This window comes from Arsukibacterium ikkense, from assembly GCF_000987775.1.
GTDB classification, from domain to species: Bacteria; Pseudomonadota; Gammaproteobacteria; order Enterobacterales; family Alteromonadaceae; genus Alishewanella; species Alishewanella ikkense.
The window spans coordinates 132,847-158,430 of sequence record NZ_LAHO01000001.1; the positions used below are offsets into that span (position 1 = coordinate 132,847).

At 50.9% G+C, this 25,584-nt stretch carries 28 protein-coding genes and 1 other RNA gene; 13 read left to right on the forward strand and 16 right to left on the reverse strand.

The genetic code is table 11. The features are described from left to right. The 4 genes from WG68_RS00605 (at position 1) to WG68_RS00620 (ending at position 2,926) form a co-directional block, all read left to right on the forward strand. Entirely contained in the window at positions 1-948 is a 948-nt protein-coding gene (locus WG68_RS00605; RefSeq protein WP_046555716.1) for a PilW family protein, read from the forward strand. Between the two features lie 76 nt (positions 949-1,024). Continuing rightward, a complete protein-coding gene (locus WG68_RS00610; protein ID WP_052748903.1) occupies positions 1,025-1,411 on the forward strand; it encodes a hypothetical protein in 387 nt (128 codons plus the stop codon). Beyond that, the gene (locus WG68_RS00615) at positions 1,398-2,525 is read left to right on the forward strand and encodes a hypothetical protein (protein WP_046555717.1); all 1,128 of its coding nucleotides are present in this window, start codon (positions 1,398-1,400) and stop codon (positions 2,523-2,525) included. The genes WG68_RS00610 and WG68_RS00615 overlap by 14 nt, the downstream gene beginning before the upstream one ends. Next, complete coding sequence (locus WG68_RS00620) at positions 2,525-2,926, forward strand: type IV pilin protein (RefSeq protein WP_046555718.1); 402 nt, start codon at positions 2,525-2,527, stop codon at positions 2,924-2,926. Before WG68_RS00615 ends, WG68_RS00620 begins: the two co-directional genes overlap by 1 nt. On the opposite strand, the gene WG68_RS00625 is transcribed toward WG68_RS00620, so the two are convergent. Both WG68_RS00625 and nadE read right to left on the reverse strand, forming a co-directional pair. After that, positions 2,923-3,432 carry a GspH/FimT family pseudopilin gene (locus WG68_RS00625; RefSeq protein WP_046555719.1) on the reverse strand — a complete coding sequence of 170 codons (510 nt, stop codon included), beginning with the start codon at positions 3,430-3,432 and terminating at the stop codon, positions 2,923-2,925. The genes WG68_RS00620 and WG68_RS00625 overlap by 4 nt on opposite strands. Before the next feature lie 87 nt (positions 3,433-3,519). Continuing rightward, positions 3,520-4,350, reverse strand: coding sequence for an ammonia-dependent NAD(+) synthetase (gene nadE / locus WG68_RS00630; RefSeq protein ID WP_046555720.1), 831 nt, complete (start codon positions 4,348-4,350; stop codon positions 3,520-3,522). A 146-nt stretch (positions 4,351-4,496) separates the two neighbouring features. Here nadE and glnB point away from each other — a divergent pair, with 146 nt between their 5' ends. Further along, entirely contained in the window at positions 4,497-4,835 is a 339-nt protein-coding gene (gene glnB, locus WG68_RS00635; protein WP_046555721.1) for a nitrogen regulatory protein P-II, read from the forward strand. Between the two features lie 18 nt (positions 4,836-4,853). On the opposite strand, the gene WG68_RS00640 is transcribed toward glnB, so the two are convergent. Genes WG68_RS00640 through WG68_RS00650 form a run of 3 tightly spaced genes read right to left on the reverse strand, consistent with a single transcriptional unit; the run spans position 4,854 to position 9,288 of the window. Beyond that, the gene (locus WG68_RS00640) at positions 4,854-6,365 is read right to left on the reverse strand and encodes an FAD-binding domain-containing protein (RefSeq protein WP_046555722.1); all 1,512 of its coding nucleotides are present in this window, start codon (positions 6,363-6,365) and stop codon (positions 4,854-4,856) included. Then, a complete protein-coding gene (locus WG68_RS00645) occupies positions 6,365-7,765 on the reverse strand; it encodes a DASH family cryptochrome (protein ID WP_046555723.1) in 1,401 nt (466 codons plus the stop codon). Before WG68_RS00645 ends, WG68_RS00640 begins: the two co-directional genes overlap by 1 nt. Then, complete coding sequence (locus WG68_RS00650; RefSeq protein ID WP_046555724.1) at positions 7,762-9,288, reverse strand: cryptochrome/photolyase family protein; 1,527 nt, start codon at positions 9,286-9,288, stop codon at positions 7,762-7,764. The genes WG68_RS00645 and WG68_RS00650 overlap by 4 nt, the downstream gene beginning before the upstream one ends. A 164-nt stretch (positions 9,289-9,452) precedes the next feature. Between WG68_RS00650 and WG68_RS00655 the strand changes: the two genes are divergently transcribed. Next, positions 9,453-10,112, forward strand: a complete 660-nt coding sequence (locus WG68_RS00655) for a ZrgA family zinc uptake protein (protein WP_046555725.1) — start codon at positions 9,453-9,455, stop codon at positions 10,110-10,112. Positions 10,113-10,209: 97 nt separating this feature from the next. Here the strand turns inward: WG68_RS00655 and WG68_RS00660 are convergent, their stop codons facing one another. After that, positions 10,210-10,755 (reverse strand): DUF3299 domain-containing protein, encoded by a 546-nt coding sequence (locus WG68_RS00660; RefSeq protein WP_046555726.1) that lies wholly within the window; start codon positions 10,753-10,755, stop codon positions 10,210-10,212. 66 nt (positions 10,756-10,821) lie between these two features. On the opposite strand from WG68_RS00660, the gene WG68_RS00665 reads away from it, so the two are divergent. Together WG68_RS00665 and WG68_RS00670 are read left to right on the forward strand one after the other, a co-directional pair. Then, the gene (locus WG68_RS00665) at positions 10,822-11,526 is read left to right on the forward strand and encodes an ABC transporter ATP-binding protein (protein WP_235357598.1); all 705 of its coding nucleotides are present in this window, start codon (positions 10,822-10,824) and stop codon (positions 11,524-11,526) included. Beyond that, complete coding sequence (locus WG68_RS00670; RefSeq protein WP_046555727.1) at positions 11,517-12,773, forward strand: ABC transporter permease; 1,257 nt, start codon at positions 11,517-11,519, stop codon at positions 12,771-12,773. Before WG68_RS00665 ends, WG68_RS00670 begins: the two co-directional genes overlap by 10 nt. 10 nt (positions 12,774-12,783) lie before the next feature. Here WG68_RS00670 and WG68_RS00675 read toward each other — a convergent pair whose 3' ends face one another. Together WG68_RS00675 and WG68_RS00680 are read right to left on the reverse strand one after the other, a co-directional pair. Then, complete coding sequence (locus WG68_RS00675) at positions 12,784-13,752, reverse strand: metal-dependent hydrolase (RefSeq protein WP_046555728.1); 969 nt, start codon at positions 13,750-13,752, stop codon at positions 12,784-12,786. A gap of 43 nt (positions 13,753-13,795) precedes the next feature. Then, entirely contained in the window at positions 13,796-14,638 is an 843-nt protein-coding gene (locus WG68_RS00680; RefSeq protein WP_083981753.1) for a PEP-CTERM/exosortase system-associated acyltransferase, read from the reverse strand. 320 nt (positions 14,639-14,958) lie between these two features. Between WG68_RS00680 and arfB the strand changes: the two genes are divergently transcribed. Further along, positions 14,959-15,378, forward strand: a complete 420-nt coding sequence (gene arfB / locus WG68_RS00685; RefSeq protein WP_046555729.1) for an alternative ribosome rescue aminoacyl-tRNA hydrolase ArfB — start codon at positions 14,959-14,961, stop codon at positions 15,376-15,378. Positions 15,379-15,440: 62 nt separating this feature from the next. Here the strand turns inward: arfB and vapB are convergent, their stop codons facing one another. The 3 genes from vapB to smpB form a co-directional block, all read right to left on the reverse strand. Continuing rightward, positions 15,441-15,674, reverse strand: coding sequence for a type II toxin-antitoxin system VapB family antitoxin (gene vapB, locus WG68_RS00690; RefSeq protein ID WP_046555730.1), 234 nt, complete (start codon positions 15,672-15,674; stop codon positions 15,441-15,443). 142 nt (positions 15,675-15,816) lie between these two features. Next, positions 15,817-16,177: a transfer-messenger RNA gene (gene ssrA / locus WG68_RS19275) on the reverse strand. 179 nt (positions 16,178-16,356) lie between these two features. Next, positions 16,357-16,839, reverse strand: a complete 483-nt coding sequence (gene smpB / locus WG68_RS00695) for an SsrA-binding protein SmpB (RefSeq protein ID WP_046555731.1) — start codon at positions 16,837-16,839, stop codon at positions 16,357-16,359. 127 nt (positions 16,840-16,966) lie between these two features. On the opposite strand from smpB, the gene WG68_RS00700 reads away from it, so the two are divergent. Next, entirely contained in the window at positions 16,967-17,410 is a 444-nt protein-coding gene (locus WG68_RS00700) for an SRPBCC family protein (RefSeq protein WP_046555732.1), read from the forward strand. Then, positions 17,403-17,735, forward strand: a complete 333-nt coding sequence (locus tag WG68_RS00705) for an RnfH family protein (RefSeq protein ID WP_046555733.1) — start codon at positions 17,403-17,405, stop codon at positions 17,733-17,735. The genes WG68_RS00700 and WG68_RS00705 overlap by 8 nt, the downstream gene beginning before the upstream one ends. 50 nt (positions 17,736-17,785) lie before the next feature. On the opposite strand, the gene WG68_RS00710 is transcribed toward WG68_RS00705, so the two are convergent. From WG68_RS00710 to nadK, 3 genes are all read right to left on the reverse strand, one after another. Further along, positions 17,786-18,136 carry an outer membrane protein assembly factor BamE gene (locus tag WG68_RS00710; RefSeq protein WP_046555734.1) on the reverse strand — a complete coding sequence of 117 codons (351 nt, stop codon included), beginning with the start codon at positions 18,134-18,136 and terminating at the stop codon, positions 17,786-17,788. A 67-nt stretch (positions 18,137-18,203) separates the two neighbouring features. After that, positions 18,204-19,877 carry a DNA repair protein RecN gene (gene recN, locus WG68_RS00715; protein WP_046555735.1) on the reverse strand — a complete coding sequence of 558 codons (1,674 nt, stop codon included), beginning with the start codon at positions 19,875-19,877 and terminating at the stop codon, positions 18,204-18,206. A gap of 93 nt (positions 19,878-19,970) precedes the next feature. Then, positions 19,971-20,852: an NAD(+) kinase gene (gene nadK, locus WG68_RS00720; protein ID WP_046555736.1), complete on the reverse strand. Its 882-nt coding sequence runs from the start codon at positions 20,850-20,852 to the stop codon at positions 19,971-19,973. A 146-nt stretch (positions 20,853-20,998) separates the two neighbouring features. Between nadK and hrcA the strand changes: the two genes are divergently transcribed. Continuing rightward, positions 20,999-22,027 carry a heat-inducible transcriptional repressor HrcA gene (hrcA, locus tag WG68_RS00725; RefSeq protein WP_046555737.1) on the forward strand — a complete coding sequence of 343 codons (1,029 nt, stop codon included), beginning with the start codon at positions 20,999-21,001 and terminating at the stop codon, positions 22,025-22,027. A 29-nt stretch (positions 22,028-22,056) separates the two neighbouring features. After that, positions 22,057-22,650 (forward strand): nucleotide exchange factor GrpE, encoded by a 594-nt coding sequence (gene grpE, locus WG68_RS00730; protein WP_046555738.1) that lies wholly within the window; start codon positions 22,057-22,059, stop codon positions 22,648-22,650. Positions 22,651-22,741: 91 nt separating this feature from the next. Here grpE and WG68_RS19745 read toward each other — a convergent pair whose 3' ends face one another. Further along, positions 22,742-23,023: a hypothetical protein gene (locus WG68_RS19745; RefSeq protein WP_046555739.1), complete on the reverse strand. Its 282-nt coding sequence runs from the start codon at positions 23,021-23,023 to the stop codon at positions 22,742-22,744. Between the two features lie 57 nt (positions 23,024-23,080). Then, positions 23,081-25,567 carry a glycoside hydrolase family 88 protein gene (locus tag WG68_RS00740; RefSeq protein ID WP_046555740.1) on the reverse strand — a complete coding sequence of 829 codons (2,487 nt, stop codon included), beginning with the start codon at positions 25,565-25,567 and terminating at the stop codon, positions 23,081-23,083. Positions 25,568-25,584: the final 17 nt, after the last annotated feature.

The window sequence follows — 25,584 nt, forward strand, 5'->3', positions numbered from 1 at the left end:
ATGATTAGCCGTGGCTTTTCACTGGTTGAGCTATTAATAGCAATGTTGTTGGCGTTGTTACTACTTGGCTTTACCGTGCAAATTTTTGCCAGTTTAACGGCGTCATCACGCCAGAGCCAGCAGTTGGCGCAGTTGCAGCAAAATGGTCAGCTGGGGTTAAATCTGTTGCACAACGAGTTACAAAATACCGGTTTTTGGGGCGGCGTCAGCTTTACTGATATTACCAACGCAACGGCTGAGATCACGTCACCAGCAGGCGATTGCCGGGAGGAAGAGCTGGATACAGGTAGTTTTCCAGCGCCGGGCCAACCTTTTATTGCTTTATATGCCAGAGTAGCCGCGCCTGGCCGCCAGCTTAATTGTTTAACCTCGCTGGCAGCTGACAGCGAGGTGTTGCAGCTAAAACGTGCGATAGGGCTGGCGGTTAACCGGGCAGAGTTGCGGCCCAACCGGTTCTACATTGCCCCAGACTGGCAACAAAGCCGTTTAGTTGACCTGGACAGCAGCGGGCTTGATGACAGAGAGTTTTATCCTTATCAGCATTTAGTTTTTTATATTCAGCAGCAGCGACTCGATGGCGAAACCGTGCCGGTATTAATGCGCAAAAGGCTGGTGCGCTCAGAAAATGGTTTGGCACGAATTGCCACTGATTCGCTGTTAGACGGGGTGGAGCGGCTGCATTTTGAATTTGGCATAGATGCAAATTACGATGGCCGTTTAAATTATATGCTGCCAACTGCACAAATGAGCCAGCAACATTGGCAGCAACAACTGGGCCGGATTGTCAGTATCCGCTTTTACATTCTGCTACGCAGCACCCTGCCCGACAACAGTTACGTTAATCAGCAAACTTATCAAATGGGTGCGGTGCAGTTTGTCGCGCCAGAGGATCATTACCGGCGACTTTTGCTGGCCGGCAGTGTGTATTTTAATAACGCCACTTTCTAACTTTCGATATAGCTTTAATCCAGTTTTGCAGTATCAAAACCTGAGTATTTTCACTACCCAGTAACAGGGAGGTTTTATGCCACAACGCGGTATGGCGCTGATCAGCGCTTTAATCTTTTTGCTGGTGATGTTGTTAATTGTCAGCGCAAATTTATTTATCAGTCAGATGAGCATAAAATCAGCGCAAGCTGCTCAGCAACAGTTATTGTTTGAGCAACAGGCCCTGGCCGAGCATCTGAGCTCAGTTAGCGCGGCAACGCAAGCCAATATTGAAGCCGATTTAATCGTCTTTAGTCGTTGCCCGGCGGGCTACGCGGTATGGTCTGAACTATTGGTGCAATGCGATGTGTTCAATATGGCGACCCGTTTATTGTCTGACGATAGCCGTTTTGCTGCCGGTTACAGCAGTATGTTATTGCGCCAGCATTTGGTGGCAGGTGAGGTGCTGTATGCCGAGGAGTAAACTGATTAAGTTTAGCCCGTTGCTGGCTATAGTGTGCCTTACTGTACTCGCCACTGCAGTGGTCAGTTTTAGCGCCCTGGCCACAGTGGCTGCATGCTGGCGGCAAGCAGCGGCGCCTCAACGGCTTGAGTTGGCGGCAGGCAACAGAGCTGGGCCGCGGCAGCGGTTTTTAAGCCATGCTGATTGGGAGGGCGCAGGCCAGTTGCTGTTATATCCAGCAGACAGTGAGGTGCCGCTGGCTTCAATACGAGACTGGCCCTTGCCTGATAGTCTGGGGCCCGCTGCGCCTTTTTATGCCAGCCCGTTGCCGCTAGACAGCAACTATGATGGCTTTGTTGACCAACTTGTCAGTGTCGATTTGAATGGCCGGGTGTGGCTAACAGCGGTATTTGCCAATCACTTTGGTGCCAGCAGTTTACTGGCAGATTTAACCCACACTGACTGGCGTTTTATTCAAACGGCTGGCCTGTTTGATCTTAACCTGCCGCTGCCATTACGTCCGGATGGCTTACCGGCCCGCTATAAACTGTTGCTGTTAGTCGCCCGCAATACGGGTAGCGGTGAAGATGCTTTGGTGGCCTTGCGACTGCCGGCAGTCATTGCTGCGCCTGCCCTGGTGCAGTTTGCTGAGCTCGTTGACCGCTCGTTGTTGGCAGACTCAGAGCACAATAATGGTTTGAGTTACCCGCAATGGCAGGCGTTAATGCAGGCTGCGGGCTGGTGGGTTAGGCTCTCCGGGCAGCTTACCCAGCCACCACAGGTGATAGCAGGGGTGATCTACAGCGCTGTCGCCAGCAGTGACTTTAGTGCTGAAGATTGTGCCAGCCAAAGCGGCGCACACAATGTTGTGGCAATGCATCTGCACAGCGCAGGCCTGGTATATAACCAGCGCTATTTCCGCCTGGCAAATGGTGAAGGCCAGCTTAAATTGCAGCAGCAAAATGATGGCAGTGCGGCGCTGATTTTACAAAGCGCGGATCAGCAGCAAACGGTGCTAAGTAACCTGCTGACGATAGCGCCGGCCTGCCCGGATTGCACTGAAGTGCTTAGGCTTGAGCAGTTTCCCCGCTGGCTTAAACTGGCGACGTACCGCCAGGAAACAGGAGCACATTAATGATACGCTCGGGTTTTAGTCTGATTGAATTAATGGTGGCCATTGCCATAGTGGGTATTCTTAGTGCCATTGCTTATCCGTCCTATCAGCAATACGTGCTGAGAACACATCGCGCTGAAGCCAGCAGGTCGTTACTCACCGCGGCCAATATTCAGGAGCGCCACCTGGCCGATTATGGCCGCTACACCGATAATCTGACTTTGCTGGGCGTAGCTGCTGACGGCAATACAGCCAGTGGCCGCTATCAGTTACAGGTTAGCCTGACAGATAACAGCAGCTTCATGTTGCAAGTTCAGGCGCAAGGCGCACAACGTGCCGATAGGGATTGTCTGGTGTTTACCCTGGACCACACCGGCCAGCGCAATGCCAGTTTAGCCAACTCACTATTTTGCTGGGATTAAGCGGGACAAGATTGCTGATGAAAGGTTAACCGATTGCGCCCTGCCTGGTTTAGTACCAATCGATAGTGCCATTGGAAGCTGTCTTGTGGGCAATAGTAAAAGGTACCGTTTTCAAGCGCGTTCAGGCTGCCGTCGCGCCGGAACTGCAGTTGATTGCGGTTGTATATTAAGCGGTGGCTTGCGAACACCGGCGGTATTTGCCGCAGGGTATACGCAGAGTCGGTGTGGGGGTTAAGCAGGCTTAACACTATGGGATAACGTTGCCAGTCACTTTGGCACTCAGTGCCAGACAGTGGACATAGCCGCACCGGTTGCTGGCTGTTTGCCGCCTGGATCCTGGCATAGCCCAGATGGCGGCTAAACTGTTGCATATAGCTGCCTGCCCGCTGCTTGTTAATTAGCTCAGCCATGGCTGGCAGGGCAATCTGCAGCATAATAGCCATAATTGCCAGGCCAAGTATTAATTCAAGTAAGGTTAGCCCTTGTTGTGTTAAATACGCTTTCATCTATGCACTCCTTGCTTACCAGTTGAAACCTGGTAAGCAAAGTGTAGCAAATATATTTAATAAATGTTCTAGGTGGGGGTGGTGGGGCTAGTCGTAAACGGTAGGAATAGGTTCGCGTTTATGCTGGGTTTTCAGGTAGATGCTGATTAAACGCTCTGCGACTTCGGGCGCAACGGCTTTACCTTCCAGAAAATCATCAATTTGCTGATAACTTAAACCCAGTGCGGCTTCATCGGCTTTTTGCGGACTCAGGCACTCCAGATCGGCTGTTGGCGTTTTGCCTACCAGCAGTTGCGGTGCACCAAGGGCAGCGGCAAGCGCGCGTACCTGACGTTTGCTTAAACCAAATAGCGGCGCTAAATCACAGGCACCATCGCCCCACTTAGTATAAAAGCCGGTAATATTCTCTGCAGAATGATCAGTCCCCAGCACCAGGCCATCATTCAGCGCGGCAATATGGTATTGCGCCATCATCCGGCAACGGGCTTTAACATTACCTTTAGCGAAATCAGCCTTTGCCTCACTAATGCGCTGCTTGTCTTCGCCGCTAAATGCGGCCAGCGTGCTCAGATGCAATGCATCGGTAGCCGCCTGAATATTAACCGTAACGGCTTTGGTTGGCTGGATAAAGCTGACGGCAAGTTGCGCCTCATCTTCGTCGCGCTGGCTGCCATAGGGCAATCTGACGGCAATAAACTGGTAACCGCCACCATGTTGCTGGTTTAAATCGTCTATAGCTAGCTGGGCTAAGCGGCCACAGGTGGTAGAGTCGACCCCACCGCTGATCCCCAGTACCAGCGAGGTCATGCCGGCAGTGCGCAACTGCTGCTTAATAAAATTAACCCGACGCCTGATCTCAAAGTCTGTATCTATTTCCGGTAAAACCCGCATCTGGGCAATAATCTGCTCTGCCTGCATTCTGGACCACCCTCCGTTAAAATATGCAGAATATCTTAACGTATCTGCACGAAATAGGATCAACTAATTCGCGCTAAAAAGCTGCTGCAAACCAGCGTATGTATTATACTGGCGCTAACTTCTGGCCCTAAGCTTTGGAAACCGTAATGAAAAAAATTGAAGCCATTATTAAGCCTTTTAAATTAGATGATGTGCGCGAGGCCCTGGCCGATATTAATATCACCGGCATGACTGTAACCGAAGTTAAAGGCTTTGGCCGGCAAAAAGGCCATACCGAGCTGTACCGTGGGGCGGAATATATGGTTGATTTTCTGCCGAAGGTTAAGCTGGAAATTGTCGTTGGCGATGAGTTAGTTGAGCGCTGCGTCGAAGCCATTATGAAAACCGCTCAAACCGGCCGGATTGGCGATGGCAAAATTTTTGTATTTGAAGTCGAGCGGGTTATTCGTATTCGTACCGGCGAAGAAGATGAAGATGCGATTTAGTCTGGTTTCTAACTCAATTTACCATTCAAAACTAAGCTGATCCCGGTTAACGTGTACCTTGCGGGCTACTGGCCGCTTGCGGCTGGCATGCCGGCTCAGTACGGCTTTTTTCTGTTGTTGCCAAGCCGTTTGTTGCTGACTATGCAACCACTGGCCTAGCTTGGCTCTGGCCCGTTGTTGTGCCTGTTGCAAATCGACTATTGGTGCCGGGTAATCAAGCCCTATCAGGCAGCCGTATTGTAGTTGCAGATTTTTTGGTAGTAGCCAGGGGCTGTGCAGCCAGCTGCCGGGCAGTTGTCTGAGCTCTGGCAGCCATTGGCGAATAAACTGGCCGTCCGGGTCTTTTTGCTGGCTTTGTTTCAGCGGGTTATACATCCGGTTGGGGTTAATGCCGGTGGTACCGGCTTGCATCTGAATTTGCGGGTAATGAATGCCTGGTTCATAATCGATAAAACATTGCGCTAAATGCAGTGCCACTGGCCGCCAATGCAGCCACAAATGATAACTGGCAAAGGCGACCAGCATGGCTCTGCCCCGAAAATGCAGCCAGCCGGTGGCCAGTAAACAGCGCATGGCGGCGTCAATTAATGGATAGCCGGTATGGCCGGTTTGCCAGGCGGTAAACTGTGCTGGGTTAAAATCGGCCTCGCGCATGCCATCAAAACCACGATGCATATTAAAAAATTCTATTGCCGGCTCATCTTCCAGCTTTTGCATAAAGTGGCAATGCCAGCGCAAGCGGCTGAAAAATGCCTGCAGCCCTTGCTTATGCCTTGGGTTGCTTTGCTGTTTTAATGCCAGCAGGCTTTGTTGTTGTAGCTGGCGCATACTGAGCTGACCATAACTGATCGCGGTGCTCAAGCGTGAGCAGCTAACCGCCGCTTTGGCTGGCAGGGAAATATGCTGGCGATAATTACGGCTGCGCTCGCGCATAAAATGATTAAAGTTGGTATCGGCATGGGCAACCTGCGGCAGTTTAGTTATTGCGGGCAAGTCTGAGCAACGCTGCGGTGCCAAGGTGGCTGGCGAGTTTGCCATCGTGGTTAACAATGGCAAGCTGGCCGGCGTCGGGCACAGTGCTGATTTTAGCCAGTTATCTGCCAGTTCAAACCAGTTGTCGCGGTTAGCCAGTGGCCGAAATACTGCAAACTGGCGGTACTGCTGCCAGGGAATGGCAAGGCTGCGAAGTAACTTTGCCACTGCCAGGTCGCGTTGATAGGTCCAGAGATTGCCGGTTTCTTCATGACTGTATACCGCGGTAATGGCATATTGCTGACACAGCTGGCGCAGCACCGCCGTTGCTGCGCCTTTCATCACGATTAAAGGTTGGCCCAGCACGCTCAGTTGTTTATCAAGCTGCTGCAGGGCCGGGGCGATATACTGCCAGTGGCGCAGCGACACATCCGGCTGTTGCCAGTAATCCGGCTCTACGATATATACCGGCAATACTGCACCTTGTTTGGCGGCTTGCCATAACGGCTGGTGGTCGGTCAGCCGCAAATCGCGTTTAAACCATACCAGGCTGGTCATCAGCTGTTACTTCTGTCACTCAGTTTTGCCAACCAGCTCTGCCAATGTGCCGGCACCTTAACACCAGGGGCTGGCTGATGAATTAAACTGCCGGTGGCAGTCAGCTCTGGCAGCATAATGCGTACAAAGTCGCCAGCTGGGTCATAGCATAGCGCTTGTTTTATCAGGTTAAACTGGCGCTCAGTGCTATTGCCACTGCCCGCAATATAGGCCCAGTTGCCCCAGTTACTGGCTACGTCGTAATCCAGCAGGCGCTGTTCAAAATAGGCAGCACCCAGGCGCCAGTCGATGCCAAGATCATGCATAAGATAGCTGGCGACATTCTGGCGGCCACGGTTACTCATTAAACCACTGGTGTTTAACAAGCGCATATTAGCATCAACAAAGGGCACACCAGTGTTACCGGCACACCACTGATTAAAGGCTTGCTGCTGGGCGTGGGGCAGGCTGGGCGGGCTGAAATCAGCCGGGCCTTTGATGGCATGGCGGCTAAACCAGGCCTTACCATATTTTCTGAATTGCCAGCGGAAAAACTCCCGCCACAGCAACTCAAATTTCAGCCAATAGGTTGAGTCATTTGCCTGCTGTTGTTGCTCAAACCGGACAATCTGTTGCCAGCAAAATCGAGCCGACAAACAGCCCGTCGCCAGCGGCGCCGAAAACTTACTGGCGTAGTAATTGCCCAGCAAACCGTTGCGACTGATTTTGTAATGGCGGATCGCCTGCTGCTGCCAGATATAATCATCCAGCCGTTGCAGGGCATCCTGCTCGCTGCTACCGGGTTGCGCCAAGGGTTGACTGAACATTGCCAGCTGGCTGAAGTTTTCAGAAAATGCGGCGACATCAGCAGGACAGTACCAGTGCTGGCCGGGTTGAATCTGATATTCAGCCAGGGCTGGTGTAACCTGCAACAGTGGCTCACGTTGTTTTCGAAAGGCACTGAAGCTATCTGGTAGCTGGTGCAGCTGTGGCGCTAAGTCAGGGCTGCCTAGCAGGCTGTTTACATCAAGGGTAGTGACCTGATGCTGCAGTTTCAGCCTGGCTATGGTTTGCTGTTCGTGATAACCGGTTGGTGTTGCGGCGAAGATCTGGTTGGCTTGCAGTGCGGTAGCAAGCGAGCTGATTTCCGTTGCCGGCTCGCCGAACAGGGTGACTAAGCCAATGTTCAGCCGGGCTAACGCCTGTCTGGTATTTGCTATCAGCTGTAATTGCTGCTGTAGCCGCAACAAGCTGGCACGCGCCACGCCATACTGGCGGGAAAAATACGCCGCCTGATCAACACACACCACAGCTACTAACCGGCATGAACTGCTGTTCTGGCCGGGGGTATTGGCGTTGCACCACAGCAGCGGATTGTCATGCAGACGCAGCGCCTGATCTAACCACACCAGGCTGGTCATAGCTGCTCCAGTTTAATCAGATACTCTGCAGCCTTGGCACGTAATGCCTGCTGTTGTTCAGGCGGTTTGTTATACCAGTTTTTATACGCCAGCTGCATTCTGGCATTGCCGCCCAGTTTATCTTCGTTACGGGCCAGAAAGTCCCAGTAAAATACATTAAAGGGGCAGGCATCTGCTCCGGTGCTTTCTTTAACATTATACTGGCAATGCTGGCAGTAGTTGCTCATCCGGTTAATATACGCACCGCTGGCTGCATAAGGTTTAGAGGCCAGCACGCCATCGTCGGCAAACAAGGCCATACCCAGGGTATTTGGCAGTTCAACCCATTCGTAGGCATCGGCGTACACAGCCAGATACCAGTCCGTAACCGCGCTAACATCCAGCCCGGTGAGCAGGGCAAAATTGCCGGTAACCATTAACCTTTGAATATGATGCGAATAAGCATGGGTCATGGTGTGGCTAATGGCTTGTTGCATGCAGCGCATCTTAGTTTTGCCATGCCAGTAATAGCCTGGCAGGGGCCGGCTGGCATTCAGGTAATTGCGCTCTTTGTATTCAGGCATCAGCAACCAGTACAGGCCACGCACGTATTCACGCCAGCCTATTAACTGGCGGATAAACCCTTCGGCGGCATTAATGGCTACCTTATCCTGCTGATAAGCCGCTTCGACCTTCTGGCACATCCAACGCACATCCAGCAAACCGCAGTTTAAATAGATGGAACAAATACTATGAAACAGAAACGGCTGGTCCAGCAGCATGGCATCCTGGTAATCACCAAACTTGGCCAGTTGCTCGGCAACAAAGTGATTAAAGGCCTGCCGCGCCTGCTTACCCGTTACGGCGTAACAAAAATTAGCAGCAGTTCCCGGGTTATCCGGGAACTGTTGCTTAACTAACGCTATTACCTCAAGAGTGATTTCATCCGGTACAAATTGCAGAGGGGCAATGGCTTGCAAATCAGCTGGCGGGCTTTTGCGGTTTGCCTTATCGAAGTTCCATTGGCCACCAACAGGCTGTTGTTTGTTGTCAAGCAACAGCCCGGTATAGCGGCGCATCTCCCGGTAGAAATACTCCATGCGCAGCTGTTTGCGACCATCAGCCCATTTGGCAAACATAGTGGCGCTACACAAAAAACGATCGTCTGCCAGCATGTCTAGCGGTAGCTGAAACCTGTTGTGCCAACTATTAATTTCCTGCTGCAGACGATACTCACCACATTCGGTCAGCATAATAGCTTGCAGTTGTGGCTGTTGTTGTAATGTATGCTGCACCGCAGCAGTGAGTGAATCAAAGCCTTGTTGATAATCGAGGTAGCTTACCTGATAACCCTGTTGGCGTAACACCTCGGCAAAATGCCGCATGGCGCTGAACAGTAATATGATTTTGTGTTTATGGTGGCTAACATAGCTGGCTTCTTGTTTCACTTCGGCCATTAAAATAAGGTCTTCACTGCTGGCTTCACGCAGGGATGCCAGCGCCGGGCTAAGCTGGTCTGCTAAAATCACGATAAGCTTGGCCATAAATCCGGACTCCTGATACTGGTTAGACTGTTACGCACGGTTTTTCAGCTCAGATCAATGGCTAACGGTATCTGATCGGCAGATTGTTGGCAGAGGATATTGCGCTGCTGTAACAAGCAGGTATGATAACAGCACATTTTTTGACGACGTTAAGGACTTTAGCTATGTCGACACTTCGACTGAGTGCTGTGGTTTGCAGCTATTTGAATGTCATGGCTATCGGGGCATTGTTATTGGCGGCACCAGCCAGTGTGGCGCAGCAGCACGCTGATGATCATCACCATAAAGCGCAACCAGAACATCAGCACGATCATAAACATAAGCATGATCAGGCACCTCAGCAGCATCAACACGAACATGACCACGAACATGATGATTTCAGCAGCCCGGGCGCTCATGTCCATGGGCAGGCGACGCTAACCATAGTGCTGGAAGGCAACGAAGCGATGCTGGCGTTGCAATCGGCTGCTTACAACATCGTTGGTTTTGAACATACGCCAACTACCGCTGAGCAACGCCAGGAAATTGCAGTGGCGCTTGATGTACTGCGTCAGGGTAAATGGTTTGCCATTAATTCGCAGGCAGGTTGTGATCTGACCGACGCCGATGCCAACACCGATTTAACCAGCAGTGTTGCAACTCAGCACGCTGATTTTTATGCGAATATCAGTTTGATTTGTCAGCAACCGGCGCGTTTTAATGAACTGACGGTGACGTTGTTTAATCTGGTGCCAAGCCTAGAGCGGGTGTCGGTACAGTGGGTAATCAATGGTCAGCAGGGCGCAACCAATTTAAGCTTAGCTAACAATAAGGTGGCGTTTTAACCGGCTGTTGTTATACCGGGAACCGGCGACGTGCTTAAAACAACAAAGCCCGGTTTGTGCACAGACCGGGCTTTGTTGCAGAGGGCTTTAAGCAAGGCTAATAAGTATATTCTTCTACCACATCGGCTTTAATACTATAGGCGGCATTGGCTAAATCATGGCTCATTGGCTGGGTGGTAATGGTACCGCTAATCCAGAATGGCGAATAAATCATATCGGCTCTGAGATTTTTGGCGCCGCTGACAAAAATAATCTGGTTAGGTGGTGGTGGTGGCACGTGGATACAGGCACCAAAATAGGGTACCAGAAAAAAACTGGTGACATTTTGCTCAGCGTCAAATTCCAGCGGCACGATAAAACCGGGGATCCTTACCTTGGTATTATTAAATTCTTCCTTTACCCTGGCCGATTGTAGTATTTGCTCCCATTGCCCGGCAACCGGGTCGTTACCATTGTAATTATCATCAAAAGGGGAGGGTTGGCTGTAGTCATGCTGAATTTCTGGCATGGCCATCAGCAATGCCAGGTCTTCCTCTGGCATTAAATCTGTCCATTCAATGGTTTTTACTTCACTGGCATTAAGCAGCAGGCTGAAACTTGCGACCAACACCACAGATAACGTAACAGATAACTTGTTAAGCATTGGAGCTTACCCTCTTAATTTTGCATAATAGACACCAACTAACGTGGTAATCATAACATGACCGGGATGAAACCTGTGACCGACAAGCCGATATTTCCTGCGATTGAGCTCAAAAATGTAGTGTTTTATTACCAGCCAGCCGGCTGGCAAATGAGCTTGCCAGAGTTGATATTGCAACCGGGCCAACACCTGTTTATTAAGGGCGCATCAGGCAGCGGTAAAACAACCTTGCTTAATTTACTGGCGGGCATTATCGCCCCCAGACAAGGCGAGATAATGCTGGGGGGTACGCCTTTTAGCCGGCTATCGCCTGGCAAGCGCGATACTCTGCGCGCCCGCAATATTGGTGTGGTGTTTCAGCAGCTTAATCTTATTTCATACTTATCGGTGCTTGATAATGTGTTACTCAGTGCCCACTTTGCCGGCTGCAATAATGCCGAAAGCCGGCAGCGGGCTTTGCTGCTGTTGCAACGTCTGGGGCTTGGCGCCGATCTTGCTGAGCAGCAAGCTGCAGCGCTTAGCGTAGGGCAGCAACAACGGGTGGCCATTGCCAGGGCCTTACTGACTAAGCCCGCTTTACTGATTGCCGATGAGCCCACGTCAGCGCTCGATGCCGATAACCGGGACAGTTTTATGCAGGTGCTGCTGGAACAGGCAAATGCCTGCGGCACTACCGTGATTTTTGTCAGCCACGATGCCGGTCTACGCCAATACTTTGCGTTACAACTGGATATGCAAAACCTGGCACAAGGAGTTCAGCCATGTTGTTAAAACTTGCCCGGCAAAGTTTATGGAATCGACGTGGTACGGCGTTAATGACCTTATTTTCACTGACGGTCAGTCTGGTACTGTTGTTTGGTATTGACCATATTCGCAAAGAAGCCAGACAAAGCTTTACCAGCACTGTGTCGGGTACCGATCTGATTGTCGGCGCCCGCTCCGGCCAGCTGAACCTGTTGTTATATTCGGTATTCAGAATTGGCAATGCTACGGCAAACGTCAGCTGGGACACCTATCAGCGGATCAGCAAACACCCGCAAATCAGCTGGACTATTCCACTGTCGCTGGGCGATTCGCACCGTGGTTATCGGGTACTTGGCACTAATACTGACTATTTCAGTCACTATCGTTATGCCAATCAGCAGACATTGCAATTTGCCAGTGGCCAGCCGTTTAGCGGGGTATATGATGCTGTGCTGGGCGCTGAAGTCGCCAGTAAGCTGGGCTATCAGCTGGGTGACAATATCACCCTGGCGCATGGTATTGGTGCGGTAAGTTTTAGTGAGCATAAAGATAAGCCCTTTACTGTCACCGGCATTCTGGCGCCCACCGGCACCCCGCTTGATCAAACCGTGCATGTCAGCCTGGAAGGCATTGAAGCAATTCATATCGACTGGCAACAAGGCGCACCTATGCCCGGGCGCAGAGTCAGCGCTGAGCAAGCGCTGCAGCTCGATTTAACGCCAAAATCGATTACGGCTTTTATGGTTGGGCTGGAATCGAGGATGGCCACTTTTGTGGTGCAACGACAAATTAACGAGTTTCGGGGGGAGGCCTTGTCGGCGATACTGCCAGGTGTGGCGTTAGCCGAATTATGGCAGATGCTGCGTATGGTAGAAAATCTGCTGCTGCTGATTACCCTGCTGGTACTGGTTGCCGGCCTGGTGGGGATGATGACTACCCTGCTGGCCTCAATGAAAGAGCGGCAGCGGGAGATGGCGATTTTGCGGGCAGTAGGCGCCCACCCCTGGTATTTATTTCTGCTGATCCAGTTAGAAGTATTGTTATTAACCTTAATCGCATTGTTGTTGGCAGCAGTGACATTGGTCGTTGCGTTGTGGGGGTTACAAGACACATTGGCCAGCAGTTATGGCCTGTTTATCAACATTAACCCTTTCAGCCTGCAAAGCCTGTACTGGGCGGGAGCCATTTTGCTGGCCAGCGCAGTGCTGGCCTGTATTCCGGCCTTTAGTGCGTATCGGCGTGCATTAAATGATGGCTTAACGATTCGCTTGTAAAAGGTTGCGGCTATTCAGCCGCGACCAACTGCTGCTGCATCCAGCGTACGGTGTTAGCCATATCGTAAGCACGCGGTAACGGCTCTGCCGGCACACTGGCATCTGGCGTTAGCGCAAAGGTAAAGGCATAGTTTTCCAGCAAGCCCATGCGCAGATCCGTTAAGATAAGTTGCTCACCCTGCTGGCGTAAACTATAAAAACCGTGGCTGAATGCGGCAATCCTGGCAACATCGGGGTGTGTGGCATAGCGTTGGCGCAGCGTTTTATCCTGCGGATAAAACTGATATGCAAGCGGGGCGCTGCGGTTCAGTAAGCTGTAGAAGCCTTCATAGTAACCCTGCTCAGTCATAATTAAAATGCGCCATAACACCGTATTAAAAGGGGTTGGCGTAACCAGAATATGTTGAACCACCGGCACCGGTAGTGCTGCCTGGGCCCGCTGCACTGCCCATTGCTGTGCGGCAAAACTCCAGCCTAAATACAGGGTGGATAAGCCTAAACCAGCAGCTGCCGCTTTGCTGCACCACTGCGGCCGGCGCCATGCAACAATCAGCCCGCACAGCAGTGGCAGGGTGTATAGCGGGTCAATGATAAAGATACTACCAACCCCAAACGGGGTATCGGTAAAAGGCAGGCCCAGGCGGGTACCATATACTGTCATCACATCCAGCAGCGGATGAGTAATAAGAACTAAACTGATTGCCAGCCACCAGCGTTTAAACAAAGCTGGCTGTTTATGAACGGCGCTGATAAACCAGGCTAACAGCGGGCTGAATAGCGCCAGATAAAAGGGTGCATGAGTGTGAGCCCGGTGGCTGACCATATTGGCAATGGCATCACCGGCATCAAATAACACATCTAAATCAGGCAGAGTGCCCGCCACGGCCCCCCAAAGTAAAGTTTGTTTTACCGGCACCCGCCGGCCCATCACCAGGACAGCCACGCCGGCGCCCAAACAAATCTGACTTAACGAATCCATAACGCCTATCTGTTAGTTAATCCTGTTTCAGATACGCAGCTTATCAGGCCATGGCCCATTGTAAATTGTTAGTGCCAGTTGTCTGCGGCGTCGCTTCTGCCTGTTCAGGCTCAACTAACAGTTGCTGCCTTAAACTTTGCATCAACTGCCGGTATTCCGGTTGCAAGTTAGCGATCACCTGACGGCCGTCTAAGTAATAAGGGGCCCGCTTACCATTAAATTCAATCACCTCACCAATAGGGGTAAAGTTAATGCCAATACGCTGGAGTATTCTGGCCAGGCTGGGCTCAATACTGACGAAGCCATGGTAGTAGCCTTTTTCCAGACACATAGCGGTGGCCATCAGGTACAAGCCTATGGCAATGTAACGATTAAAGGGCTGTGTGGCGCTGCTAAGCGCGGGTAAGTCTTTGGCTGTGCTATCTTTTAGCCGGCGTCTGAATTTAGCGGCAACGGCCAGACGGGAAATTTCACACACATGCTGCCGTGGAAAGCATTGCGGTGTTAAATGCGGCGCTGTAAAGCGGCCGGCAAAATACTTCTCAATCGGCAGTGGGCCAGGGTCTTGCTCGCAATGGATCAGTCGTACAGTGCCGGCAATTTCGTTGCTTTGCGCTTCTGCCAGGCTGCAATGCAACGCGCGCTGGTCAAAGCTATCTTGTTCTAAGCCTGACGGACGACAAGGCTCAAAACTCAGCTCTTCGCAATAAACCTTGTGCCGTAAACGGTAAACCTGGTTTTTATCCTGGTGGGTAATGGCTTGCGAGGCCTGAAAAAAAGTACTGAAATCGGATAGATTAAGGTCTTTAGTTGTATTTTCTGTATGCATTGCAGGCGCAAAAGTTTTCTGCTCCGCCTTGTGCAATGTCGGATTCAACAGTGTCATCGTTATGCCCTAAAGATGATAGTACGAACTAACCTATCGAATAAAATTACGGTTTATGTTTTTTATGCTTAGCCTGCTAAGACATAACCGTCCATGCTACAGTAGGGGCACTTCAATGTGCTCAGGCGCATTTACTATGCAGATGAACAGACGATGCGTCAAACCTGAAATTTGTTGATTTGTTTCAATTTAAGAAAATTTTCGAATAATGACTTGATTTCACAGTTGTTAATTTTTGAAACTTTTTTATCACCACTGTGGTAATAAATTAAGCTTAAGTTCATGAAATAGCAATTTGGGCTAAAAACGGCAGGAAAAGCGTGGCAATTACAATATCGAATAGCGTTAATATAGCTGAGAATGAATTAGAATGGCAATTTATCCGGGCATCCGGTGCGGGTGGTCAACATGTTAATAAAGTGGCCACCGCAGTACAGATTATTTTTGATATTAACGCCTCATCATTACCCGAATTCTATAAACAGCGGCTGCTGCAGCGCAGTGATCACCGCATTACCCAAAGCGGTAAAGTGATTATTAAGTGCCAACAAAGCCGCAGTCAGGAAATGAACCGCGAACTGGCGCTGGCGCAGTTTATCGAGCTGGTGCAGTCAGTTGCCAAAGTACAAAAAAAGCGGGTGGCCACCAAACCAACTTTTGGCAGCCAGCAACGACGATTAGAAGGCAAAAAGCAGCGCGGCAAAACCAAGTCATTGCGCCAGAGTAAGCCTGATGTATAACCAGTAAGTGTCTTAGAAGGTGTACATTTTGTAATTTTAGGCCATAAGCCAGTTTTCCAGCCTTAAAGCGGCTCCCGTTTGGGCTGATGTTGGGTGGCTCGCTCAGGCATAAAATCATCTGTTACGCTGGCGCTGTGCAGAAAGAACGAATCCCAGCTGCTCTCGACCGGCGTTAAAATACGATCATGACCAACCACCCTTACCGTTACGTTTTTTACGGTATCAGGAAAATGCGCCTCAGCCGGCAACCGCACGGCCTGGGTACTGTTGTTTTTAAAGACTGTTCCGGTTTCCATATTCACCTCCACATTTGCATAACGAAACTATAGCTCCACAGTGGTAGAAACTCGATGTATCTACCTTTGTTTTTTTAACCCGCTAAATGTTATTGAAGCTGAAAAACCAAAAGGCCAGCTTGCGCTGGCCTTTTGGTTTGTGTGGTGGAGCTGGGGGGAGTTGAACCCCCGTCCGAAAAACCTACATCGTCGGTACTACATGCTTAGCACATTCATTTAGTTAACCCTATGAGCGCCGAATGGCAGGCTATCGTCGGGCGAGCCTGATTGGTTTTAACGTGTTGTCTCCAGGCGAAGACGCGACGCGATTCTGTTAGGGGTGATCTTCCAGAGTCTCAGCTTACAGACATGCGTGAGGGGAAGAGCTCTCTACTGCCTATTAAGCAGCGAGTGCGTAGTTTTCGTCGTTTGCGACTAGTTTTTTGCGGTTTTTTTACGAGGCCTACCGCACCTCGGCATGCACCTAGGAGTTCGTGAATCCCGTCGAATCCAGTATCAGCCCCGAATTCTTTGGTGTAACACTCACACTCTCAGTGTTTGGCTATTGTACGCCTGCTGCTTGCGTATAACAAGGAGCATTACAAGGCAGCACATCCAATCGCCGGTTTTGTTACCTTACCAACTGTCACAACTATTAGATGGAGACGGCTGCTAATAGTTTCAAGTCTTAGAAAAATAAAACTCAGCGTTTGCTGTGTTTCATCATCCGTTCTTTTTCGCGTGACCAGTCGCGGTCTTTAATGTCATCGCGCTTATCGTGCTGCTTTTTACCCTTAGCCAGGTGGAACTCTACTTTTACCCAGCAGGCCTTCCAGTACATGGCGGTGGCGATCAGGGTGTAACCGTCGCGTTCCTTTAAACCAATAAGTTTATTTAACTCGCGTTTATTCAGCAGCAGCTTGCGGCTGCGATCCGGGTCGCAGATCACATGGCTGGAGGCGCTTTTTAACGCCTGAATTTGCGCGCCTAACAGAAAAGCTTCACCGTCTTTTAAAATAACGTAAGCATCCGACAGGTTAACTTTACCCTCACGAATACTTTTAACTTCCCAGCCTTGCAAGCTAAGGCCAGCCTCGTATCTGTCTTCCAGAAAATATTCGTGGCGGGCTTTTTTATTGGTTGCGATAGTGCCGTTGGTGTTTTTACTTGGTTTTTTTTTGCTCATAATCCGCTATTTTTGCTAACGCGCTGACCGGGTACGCTGCTCTGGATCCCGATGGGGCCGTGCTATACCGGCCTTGTTGCCCCGCGTTATTCTGTTACAATCAGCAGCGAGTTTAAGGGGAGTGAGTATGCCACAAATTGAGCGCAGTGCCTTGGTTTTTTACAGTGCGCAGCAAATGTTTGACCTGGTTAACGCAGTACCAGATTACCCACAGTTTTTGCCTGGCTGTACCTCTGCTAATATTTTAAGCCAGTCTGCTAACGAGATGGTGGCGAAGCTTCAGGTTTCCAAGGCGGGTATTGGCCAATCTTTTACCACCCGTAATATTTTGCATCCGCACGAGCGGATAGATATGCAATTAGTTGATGGTCCCTTTAAGCGGTTACAGGGAGGCTGGCACTTTATGCCGTTAAACGAGCATTCCTGCAAAGTGGTGTTGCATCTGGAGTTCGAATTTTCCAGCCGGTTGGTACAGTTTGCCTTTGGTAAAGTATTCTCTGAGCTGACAGCGGCTATGGTGCATGCCTTTACCCAGCGGGCTAAAGTGGTTTACGGGGCAAGTCATGGCTGAACATTTAACCGTTGAGGTGGCTTATGCCTTACCTGCTCAGCAAAGTCTATTAACAATATCGGTACTGCCTGGTAGCACCGTACAGCAGGTGATTGAGCAATCTGGCATTTTGCAGCAGTATCCACAGATAGATTTAACTGAGCAGAAAGTAGGGATCTGGAGCCGGCCGGTGAAACCGGATGAGCTGGTAAAAGACGGTGACAGAATAGAAATTTACCGGCCACTCATCGCCGATCCAAAAGACTTACGCCGGCGCCGGGCAGAAAAAGCCAAAGAAGAAGGGCGGGCAGATAAGGTTACCGGGGGGCGCAAGCAAGATCACTAATAATTAAGGCCTGTAAAACAGGCCTTAATTATATAAACGTGGCTAATTACTCAGATATCCAGCGGCGTATCGAAATCCGCGTGTTTGGCAAAATCGCCTGAAATATCCAGTAATTTATTGTCTTTAAATTCAATAATAAGTTGTTTCTGAAAGTTATTACCGCGGCCACCTTTTAGCGAATAAAAGTAATGCCAGGTGTCGTTGTCAAAAGCATTTTCGGCAACCGGGCTGCCCAGCACAAATTTCACCTGCTCTTTGGTCATTGCCACCCGCAGTTTATCGATGTCTTTTTGCTCCAGAAAATTACCTTGCGGCACATCAATGCGGTAAATTACATTCGAGCATGCGCTTAAGCTGGCTAGCAGGCCAATTACCACTAAAATTTGTACTACTTTATTCATCGTTTTCGTCTGTTAAGTCCGGTTGCGGCTATCATACCCTATGACAGCCTTGCTGAAAAATCTTCTTTCAGACTGCTGGCGCGCACAAAAGTTCGCGGGCATTGGCCAGGGCGCTGGCGCTGATGTTTTCGCCTGCCAGCAAGCGGGCGATTTCGCCAATGCGTTGTTCATCGTTTAGGCGCCGCATCCGGGTTTCAGTGGCCTGACCATCGGTATATTTTTCAACGAATAGCTGCTGATGCCCCTGGCTGGCAACCTGGGGTAAATGGGTAACACAAATAATCTGGGTGGTTTCACCTAACTGGCGTAACAACTTACCCACACCGGCCGCCACCGGGCCACTGATCCCAACATCCACTTCATCAAAAATCAGGGTAGGGGTGGTAATTTTATCGGCCAGAATAACCTGCACCGCCAAGCTGATACGCGATAATTCACCACCCGATGCCACTTTTGCCAGCGGCTGCAGCGGCTGGCCTGGGTTGGTTGATACGGTAAAGCTGATTTGATCCCAGCCATGGCTGCTGGCTTGCTCTAAGCTCAGCGCCTGTACGTTAATCTCAAAGCGCGAATTGGCCATACTCAGCTCATGCATGCTGTTAGCAATCAGCACACTTAGCTTACTGGCCGCCTGCTGACGTTGCTGATGCAATTCGCCGGCAAATTGCTGATAGTGCAGTTCTGCTTCAGTCAGTTCGGCTTCCAGCTGCACTAAGCGCTGATCGTCGCCGGCCAGTGCTGCCAGTTGTCCGGCCAGCTGCTGATGAAACTCAGGTAGCTGTTCAATGTTCAGCTGATGTTTGCGGCTTAACGTCAGCCACTGGCCCATCCGGTCATCAATCTGCTGCAAGCGTTCCGGGTCCAGCTCTACTTTGTCGGCATAACGGCGTAGCTCACGGCTGGCCTCTTCGGTTTGCATCAGGGCATCGGCCAGCATTTGCTGCAGTGGGCTTAAGCTGTTGTCTAACTGACAAAGCTGTTCCAGTTGCTGATTGACCATCGAGAGTGCCTGATAGATAGAGCCTTCATCGCTGTCGTACAGTTGCTCAATACATTGCTGGCTCTGGCTTAGTAATGTCTGGCCGTGGCTGAGCCGGCTTTGCTCGGCTTCCAGCTGCGCAAACTCGTCGCTTACTGGCGCAAATTGATCCAGCTCTGCTACCTGATACTCCAACAGCTGGCGCTGCGCCTCACGTTGCTGCTGGCTTTGTTGTAGTTGCTGGTATTCCAGCTTTAACGCCTGCCACTGCTGGTAGCATTGTTTTAACTGAGTGCGCAGCGGGGCATTGTCGGCAAAAGCATCTAATAGCTGGCGCTGGTAATCCGGTTTTAACAGCTGCTGGTGCGCATGCTGGCCATGAATGCTCAGTAAATACTGGCCAAGCGCTTTAAGCTGCTGGGCCGGCACCTGCACGCCATTTATGTAGCCGCGCGACCTGCCTTCATTATTAATTACCCGCCGTACAATACATTCGCTGCCCATCGCCAGGTCTTGTTGTTCCAGCCAGTGTTGTGCCTGCGGCAGCTTGCCAATGTCAAAGGTAGCCACAATATCAGCTTTGTCGGCACCGGGGCGCACCACAGTGGCATCGGCACGCTCACCTAAACAGAGTGACAGCGCATCAATGGCAATAGATTTACCGGCACCGGTTTCACCGGTAATGGTCGACATTCCGGTTTGCCAGTCTATTTCCAATGCCCGCACGATAGCAAAGTTGCTGATATGAAGGTGGCTTAGCATGCTGTGACTCCCGTCAGGAATAATTACTGTTGAACACTGTGTTTAGTTACAGTGTAAATTTATACAGTAATTATGCAAATGGCAAGGTGTCAGTTAATAAAGTTTTGCGCCCCAGCCCAGTTTGTTGCGCAGTACATGGTAGTAGCTGTAACCGGGTGGGTGCACTAAGCGCAGTGGTGTTGGGTGTTTGCGGATATAAATCTCATCGCCGGGCATCACCGCCAGGATCACATGGCTGTCACAGCTTATTTGCAGGTGGGCGTCGTTGCTGTCGGCCACTTTCAAACATATTTCACTGTTACCGGCAACCACCAGCGGTCGGCTACTTAAGGTATGCGGAAACATCGGTACCAGGCACATCGCATCCAGATCAGGGGTCAGGATAGGGCCGCCGCCAGACAGCGAGTATGCCGTTGAGCCGGTAGGGGTGCTGATGATCAGGCCGTCGGAACGCTGGCTGTAGACAAACTCGTTATTGATGTAGGCTTCAAATTCAATCATATGCGCCACTTTGTCGGCGTGCAGCACGGCTTCATTTACCGCACTGTTACTGCTTTTGATGCTGCCATGGCGATGGACTGAGATTTCCAGCAGGTTTCTTTTTTCGGTGACAAAGTTACCATCCAGTACATCAGACAGCGGCTGCTCGAAATACTCCGGCGCCAAATCGGTTAAAAAGCCTAAATTACCACGGTTTACCCCCAGCACCGCCACATCAAAGCGCGCCAGTACCCGGGCCGCACCAAGCATATTGCCATCCCCCCCTACTACTATAGCCAGGTCGCAGGTTTTACCCAGATCGACCAAATCAAGAATTTTTGCATCAGTCAGCGCTAGCGACTGCGCCACCCGTTCTTCGACGAAGACATCGAGGCCTTTGGCGCTTAAAAAATGATACAGGCTGACCAGCGTATGGTTAGCGCCCTGATGATTGGGTTTTCCGATCAGGCCAATTTTAGTAAAAGCATGACTCATAGTGAGGTTCCTGGCTGGCATTTTGCCAGTATAGCGGCCTCGCTGGCCGGCGACCAGCATCAGCGCTATTTTAGTGATTTATCAACTTGATATTGCCAGTTTAACCCCCAGATCACTAAGTAACACTGAACAAGGTAATAAGCAGTATGGCGGTGGCGCTAAGCAGGGCAGAACTGATTTTAAAGCTGATTGTTGAACAATACCTGGCCGATGGTTTGCCGGTATCCAGTAAGCTTATCGCTGAAAATCAGGCTTTGGCGGTCAGTTCAGCAACAGTGCGTAACACCATGGTGCAGCTGGAGCAGCAGGGCTTCATCCGTTCACCGCACACCTCTGCCGGCCGGGTACCAACTACCAGCGGCATTCGGTTATTTATTGATAAAATGCTGACCATGCAGCCGCTTAGTAGCCGCTGGCAAGCCGAAATTCAGCGCCGGCTGGTGCCTACTCTGCCGGTGTCATTACTGTGCCAGCAAGCCGGCCAGTTGCTGACCAACCTGACCGGTTGTGTCGCCATAGTGAGTGCGCCCAAAGCCAGTGGCCGCGAAGTGCGGCAAATTGATCTGGTGCGCCTCACCAGTGACCGTTTGTTGCTAGTGGTGATTGATGAAGATGGCGATATTCTGCACCGGGTGCTTGATTGCGCTCAAAGCATCGACAGCGCTACCTTGGGTAAAGTGCTGTGTTTATTGAACGCAGCCCTTGCCAATGGCCAGTGGCAGGATGGTATTGCCCGGCTGGCCGGCATCGCCAGAAACGAAAGCGGTTGCAGCCAGTTACTGATCAACAGCGTGCTGGGGCAACTTAGTCTGGATGAGTTTTTGCAGCATCAGCCACTTATTTTTGGTCAGCACCAATTATTATTGAGCCCGGAATATCAGCAAAATCCGGCGCTGCAGCAAGTGTTTCAAATGCTGGAGCAGCCGGCGGGCTTAATTAATTTGCTGCAAAGTGTTACCACTGATGAGCACCCGAAACTTATTCTGGGTAAAGAATCTGGTTTTATTGAATTGGCGCCGGTGAGTGTCATTAGTCAGCGTTACCAAACCACGCCGCATCGGTTTATTGCCTTACTGGGCCCGCGGCGGATGAACTATGCCCGGCTGGTGCCATTAGTGGAAGCGTGTGCCCATCGCTTAAATTTAAACTTGAATCGACAGATTCCATCCCCATAATAGACCTACTTTCATTTGGAGTAGTTAGCATGACAGAGCAAGCAAAGCCGAACGAGCAGGCTGAACAGATTAAGCAAGACAACCCCGCAGCAGAAGGCCCTGCCAATGAACACGCCGATACCGTGGAATTGTCTGGTGAGCAAGCCATTATTGCAAAGCTGGAAACGGAACTGGCTCAGGCTCAGGCTAAACTGGCTGAGCAGCAGGACTTAATGCTGCGAATTAAAGCCGATGCAGACAATGCCCGTCGTCGTGCCAGCCAGGACGTGGAAAAAGCCCATAAATTTGCTCTGGAAAAGTTTGCTGGTGATTTATTACCGGTAGTGGATAACCTGGAGCGGGCGCTGGCGTTTATTAACCGCGAAGATGAAGCTTTTAGCGGCATTATTGAAGGCGTAGAGCTAACGATGAAGAGCTTCCTGGATACCGTAGCGAAATACGGTGTGCAGCAAATTGACCCACAAGGCCAGCCATTTAACCCGGACCAACATCAGGCGATGACCATTCAGCCGTCAGCTGACGTGGCACCGAATACCGTGACGTTTGTGATGCAAAAAGGCTATGAGTTAAATGGCCGTTTGTTGCGCCCGGCGATGGTGGGTGTGTCAAAAGCACCAGAGTAAATGAACTAATAAAAAACCGGCGAAAGCCGGTTTTTTATTTGTTATAACAGCTCCCGATAGATGTAAGCGGCCAATGGGTGCTGCTGCGCTTTTAAATCGCGGATAAAAAACTGGGCCATTTTGCTGGCGCCCTGCACGCTAAGGTGGGTGTTGTCCTGGGTGCCATCCGGGAATTTGGCATAAAGATCCGCTGGCCCCAGCCCCGCTCCGGGTAGGCCAGGTTGGGCTTATCAGACATGGTCGAATCACCCACCAGATGCAGCGTTACCGGTTGCAAGGCTTTGGGGGCCTGCTCATCAGCTCTTAGTGGCTGCAGACTTAGTGGCAGCATAAAAAGCGATAACAACATTGCGTAGCGCAGAAAATCAGACATTAGGGTATTCCTGTTAAAAAAGAGCCGGCTTGCGCCGGCCCAAACTTAGGAAGAAGGTTATTGCGCCTGATAGCCCAGTAATTTTGCCATTTGCACCGCCGCCATAATAAAGGGGCCATTGGCTTTGGCATCGTTGCGAAACAGTGGCTCGCTCATATAATACTGATAACTGCCATCGCGACCAAAACCCAGGCCCGCCACCTGCACGGTATTAACCAGGCTGATAGTGCTATCGGGGTGTACCAGCACAAACTCATGCAGCAAGCCGTTAAACGCTTTGTCTGCCGTGGCGCGATAGCGCTCTGGCAAATAGCCTTTGTTTAATGCCTTGGTGTAAAAGTAGCTGAACATCGCACTGGCCGACGATTCCAGATAGTTGCCCGCCGCCCCGGGCTGGTCGAGGATCTGATACCAGACGCCACTGGCCGGGTCCTGATATTTTTGCAGAGTGGCGGCAATATCGGTGATCATCTGCAGCAACGGCTGGCGCAGCTCGGTTTGCTCAGCCGGGATATAATCTAAAACATCCACCAGTGCCATGGTCAGCCAGCCAAAGCCGCGGCCCCAGAAGTGCGGTGATAAACCTGTTTCTTTATCGGCCCACACTTGCTGTTTGGCTTCATCCCAGGCGTGATAATACAAGCCGGTGTTGCTGTCGCGAAGTTTGTCGCGGGTCAGGGTAAATTCTTTTACCACTTCTGTTAAGCCGCTGCCATTTTCAAATTCTGTGGTATAAAAGGCGTAAAAGGGCATCCCCATATAAACGCCATCCAGCCATAACTGGTGCGGGTAAATTTTCTTGTGCCAGAAGGCACCGTCTTTGGTACGGGGGTGTTCGGTAATTTGCCGGCGCATTAAATCCAGCGCCTGGCGAAACCCGGGCTTGGGCGTGTTTAAGTATTCACGCAGTAATATATTGCCGGTGTTTAAGCTGTCGATATTGTATTTATTTATATCGTAGGTGTGAATATTGCCATCTTCGGTTATAAAAGAAGCGACCACATCACTGACTAGCTGTTGCCATGTTGGGTTCGGTTTTAGCTGGTGTAAATCGTCAAAAGCCTGCAGCATCAAGCCGGTGGTATATTCCCAGGTCGCTGGACGCTTGCGCTCAAAGTCCCAGCCACCATAACGGTACTGCGGAATTTGCCGGATCATTTCGCTCTGTGCCAGGTGCTCAGCCCAGTACAGCGCCCGTTCGGCGGTTAATGGCTCAGCCAGCGCGGCCTGCGTAGCGGCCGTATTCAGACGCTGGCGTGGGGTTAAAGTCAGTTGTTCAATTTGTTGCTCTAAATAGCTGATAAACGCCGCTTCAGTTTGAATACCGTTTGGCTCGCCGTCCCAGGCGGCTAAAAAGTAATATTCCTGCTGCTTTGCTGCCGCGCGTAATACGGCGACATGGCTGCTGTCATCTTCGGTTTGCTGTAGCAGTTGGCCGCGTTTAAACAGCAATGCCATACCTAACTTGCTGTCTGGCGCTGACAGGCTTTGCTGGCCCCAGGTGGCGATATATGTCCAGGCATGACCGGTAATATCCATGTTGCCTTGCAGCAGTTTGGTATCAGGCAGCTTTACCAGGCCTATGGCGATATTCGCCAGCGGCTCAGATAAATTCAGCCGGGTATGTACCAGACGGCTGCCTGCTGTCATGCTTAAATCGGCAGTTAAATCCAGGGTTTTACCGGCAATTTGCCAGTCTCGATACTGAATTTGCAAGGCTGAGTACAGCGGACCGTTTTCAATCACTTTAGCGGTATGCTGGCCAACGGTTGATACCAGTTGCACCTGCTGGCCATCCCAGTAACCATAACTCCCGGCACCGAGCGATTTACCTACTTTTAAAATATCCATGCCCCAGTCTGCCATCTCGTGGTACGACTGATAGCCATCTTGGCCAACATTTTGCAGCACTAAGTCAGTCGTTTTCTTGCCAAAGATATCAAAGCCGTTGCGCCAGTCGAGATAAATCCGGTAGCCCACCTTGTCTGATTCAATACCCGGGCCTTCATAGCGGATCCACTCCGAATGGTCGGTATACTGGGCCGGCGGGGAGAGCTCCGTCACATTTTGAAAGGTACCACCAATATATTTGGCGTTTTGCCACTGGCCGCCCACTTTATGGGATATTTCAGCCTGAGTACGCGCGGGCCAGTTACTTGCAGCAAACAGGCCGGGGTTGTTTTCAATATGCAGGCTCTGCCGGCTGGCGCCAGCCAACGCTAATGGCACAAAGAGGGTATCGGCCTGGCCATCGCCGGCACGGTCAATCAGCTGCGAGGGGATAAGTTCACCCTCAACAGTTGCCACCAACGCCTGAGCCTCTGTCGCTGCCAGGCCTAAATCGGCAAAGGGAATATACAGGCTTTCAGTGCGGGCAAAGCTGGAAGGGTTGGCCACCTCCAGGCTGGCAACAGAGCCGGCCGCATGCTCCGTAGCATTGGCAGCAGTTGCGGTTTGTTGCTGGCCGGGCGGCGTCGCCGGGTTGCAGCCTGCCAGCAATGCCAGGCTTATCGCAGCCAATGAATATCGAATACGCTTGTTCACAATACAACACCTGTTTA

What these genes read in the sequence shown, in the direction of transcription:
- recN (WP_046555735.1), bottom strand. Translation starts at nt 19,877, where the DNA reads ATGCTAAGCCACCTTCATATCAGCAACTTTGCTATCGTGCGGGCATTG.
- WG68_RS00700 (WP_046555732.1), top strand. Translation starts at nt 16,967, where the DNA reads ATGCCACAAATTGAGCGCAGTGCCTTGGTTTTTTACAGTGCGCAGCAA.
- WG68_RS00660 (WP_046555726.1), bottom strand. Translation starts at nt 10,755, where the DNA reads ATGCTTAACAAGTTATCTGTTACGTTATCTGTGGTGTTGGTCGCAAGT.
- WG68_RS00645 (WP_046555723.1), bottom strand. Translation starts at nt 7,765, where the DNA reads ATGACCAGCCTGGTGTGGTTAGATCAGGCGCTGCGTCTGCATGACAAT.
- WG68_RS00610 (WP_052748903.1), top strand. Translation starts at nt 1,025, where the DNA reads ATGCCACAACGCGGTATGGCGCTGATCAGCGCTTTAATCTTTTTGCTG.
- WG68_RS00670 (WP_046555727.1), top strand. Translation starts at nt 11,517, where the DNA reads ATGTTGTTAAAACTTGCCCGGCAAAGTTTATGGAATCGACGTGGTACG.
- WG68_RS00710 (WP_046555734.1), bottom strand. Translation starts at nt 18,136, where the DNA reads ATGAATAAAGTAGTACAAATTTTAGTGGTAATTGGCCTGCTAGCCAGC.
- WG68_RS00605 (WP_046555716.1), top strand. Translation starts at nt 1, where the DNA reads ATGATTAGCCGTGGCTTTTCACTGGTTGAGCTATTAATAGCAATGTTG.
- glnB (WP_046555721.1), top strand. Translation starts at nt 4,497, where the DNA reads ATGAAAAAAATTGAAGCCATTATTAAGCCTTTTAAATTAGATGATGTG.
- WG68_RS00640 (WP_046555722.1), bottom strand. Translation starts at nt 6,365, where the DNA reads ATGACCAGCCTGGTATGGTTTAAACGCGATTTGCGGCTGACCGACCAC.
- smpB (WP_046555731.1), bottom strand. Translation starts at nt 16,839, where the DNA reads ATGAGCAAAAAAAAACCAAGTAAAAACACCAACGGCACTATCGCAACC.
- WG68_RS00665 (WP_235357598.1), top strand. Translation starts at nt 10,822, where the DNA reads ATGAAACCTGTGACCGACAAGCCGATATTTCCTGCGATTGAGCTCAAA.
- WG68_RS00625 (WP_046555719.1), bottom strand. Translation starts at nt 3,432, where the DNA reads ATGAAAGCGTATTTAACACAACAAGGGCTAACCTTACTTGAATTAATA.
- nadK (WP_046555736.1), bottom strand. Translation starts at nt 20,852, where the DNA reads ATGAGTCATGCTTTTACTAAAATTGGCCTGATCGGAAAACCCAATCAT.
- WG68_RS19745 (WP_046555739.1), bottom strand. Translation starts at nt 23,023, where the DNA reads ATGTCTGATTTTCTGCGCTACGCAATGTTGTTATCGCTTTTTATGCTG.
- nadE (WP_046555720.1), bottom strand. Translation starts at nt 4,350, where the DNA reads ATGCAGGCAGAGCAGATTATTGCCCAGATGCGGGTTTTACCGGAAATA.
- WG68_RS00655 (WP_046555725.1), top strand. Translation starts at nt 9,453, where the DNA reads ATGTCGACACTTCGACTGAGTGCTGTGGTTTGCAGCTATTTGAATGTC.
- WG68_RS00680 (WP_083981753.1), bottom strand. Translation starts at nt 14,638, where the DNA reads ATGACACTGTTGAATCCGACATTGCACAAGGCGGAGCAGAAAACTTTT.
- WG68_RS00615 (WP_046555717.1), top strand. Translation starts at nt 1,398, where the DNA reads ATGCCGAGGAGTAAACTGATTAAGTTTAGCCCGTTGCTGGCTATAGTG.
- WG68_RS00650 (WP_046555724.1), bottom strand. Translation starts at nt 9,288, where the DNA reads ATGGCCAAGCTTATCGTGATTTTAGCAGACCAGCTTAGCCCGGCGCTG.
- WG68_RS00675 (WP_046555728.1), bottom strand. Translation starts at nt 13,752, where the DNA reads ATGGATTCGTTAAGTCAGATTTGTTTGGGCGCCGGCGTGGCTGTCCTG.
- WG68_RS00620 (WP_046555718.1), top strand. Translation starts at nt 2,525, where the DNA reads ATGATACGCTCGGGTTTTAGTCTGATTGAATTAATGGTGGCCATTGCC.
- grpE (WP_046555738.1), top strand. Translation starts at nt 22,057, where the DNA reads ATGACAGAGCAAGCAAAGCCGAACGAGCAGGCTGAACAGATTAAGCAA.
- WG68_RS00705 (WP_046555733.1), top strand. Translation starts at nt 17,403, where the DNA reads ATGGCTGAACATTTAACCGTTGAGGTGGCTTATGCCTTACCTGCTCAG.
- vapB (WP_046555730.1), bottom strand. Translation starts at nt 15,674, where the DNA reads ATGGAAACCGGAACAGTCTTTAAAAACAACAGTACCCAGGCCGTGCGG.
- hrcA (WP_046555737.1), top strand. Translation starts at nt 20,999, where the DNA reads ATGGCGGTGGCGCTAAGCAGGGCAGAACTGATTTTAAAGCTGATTGTT.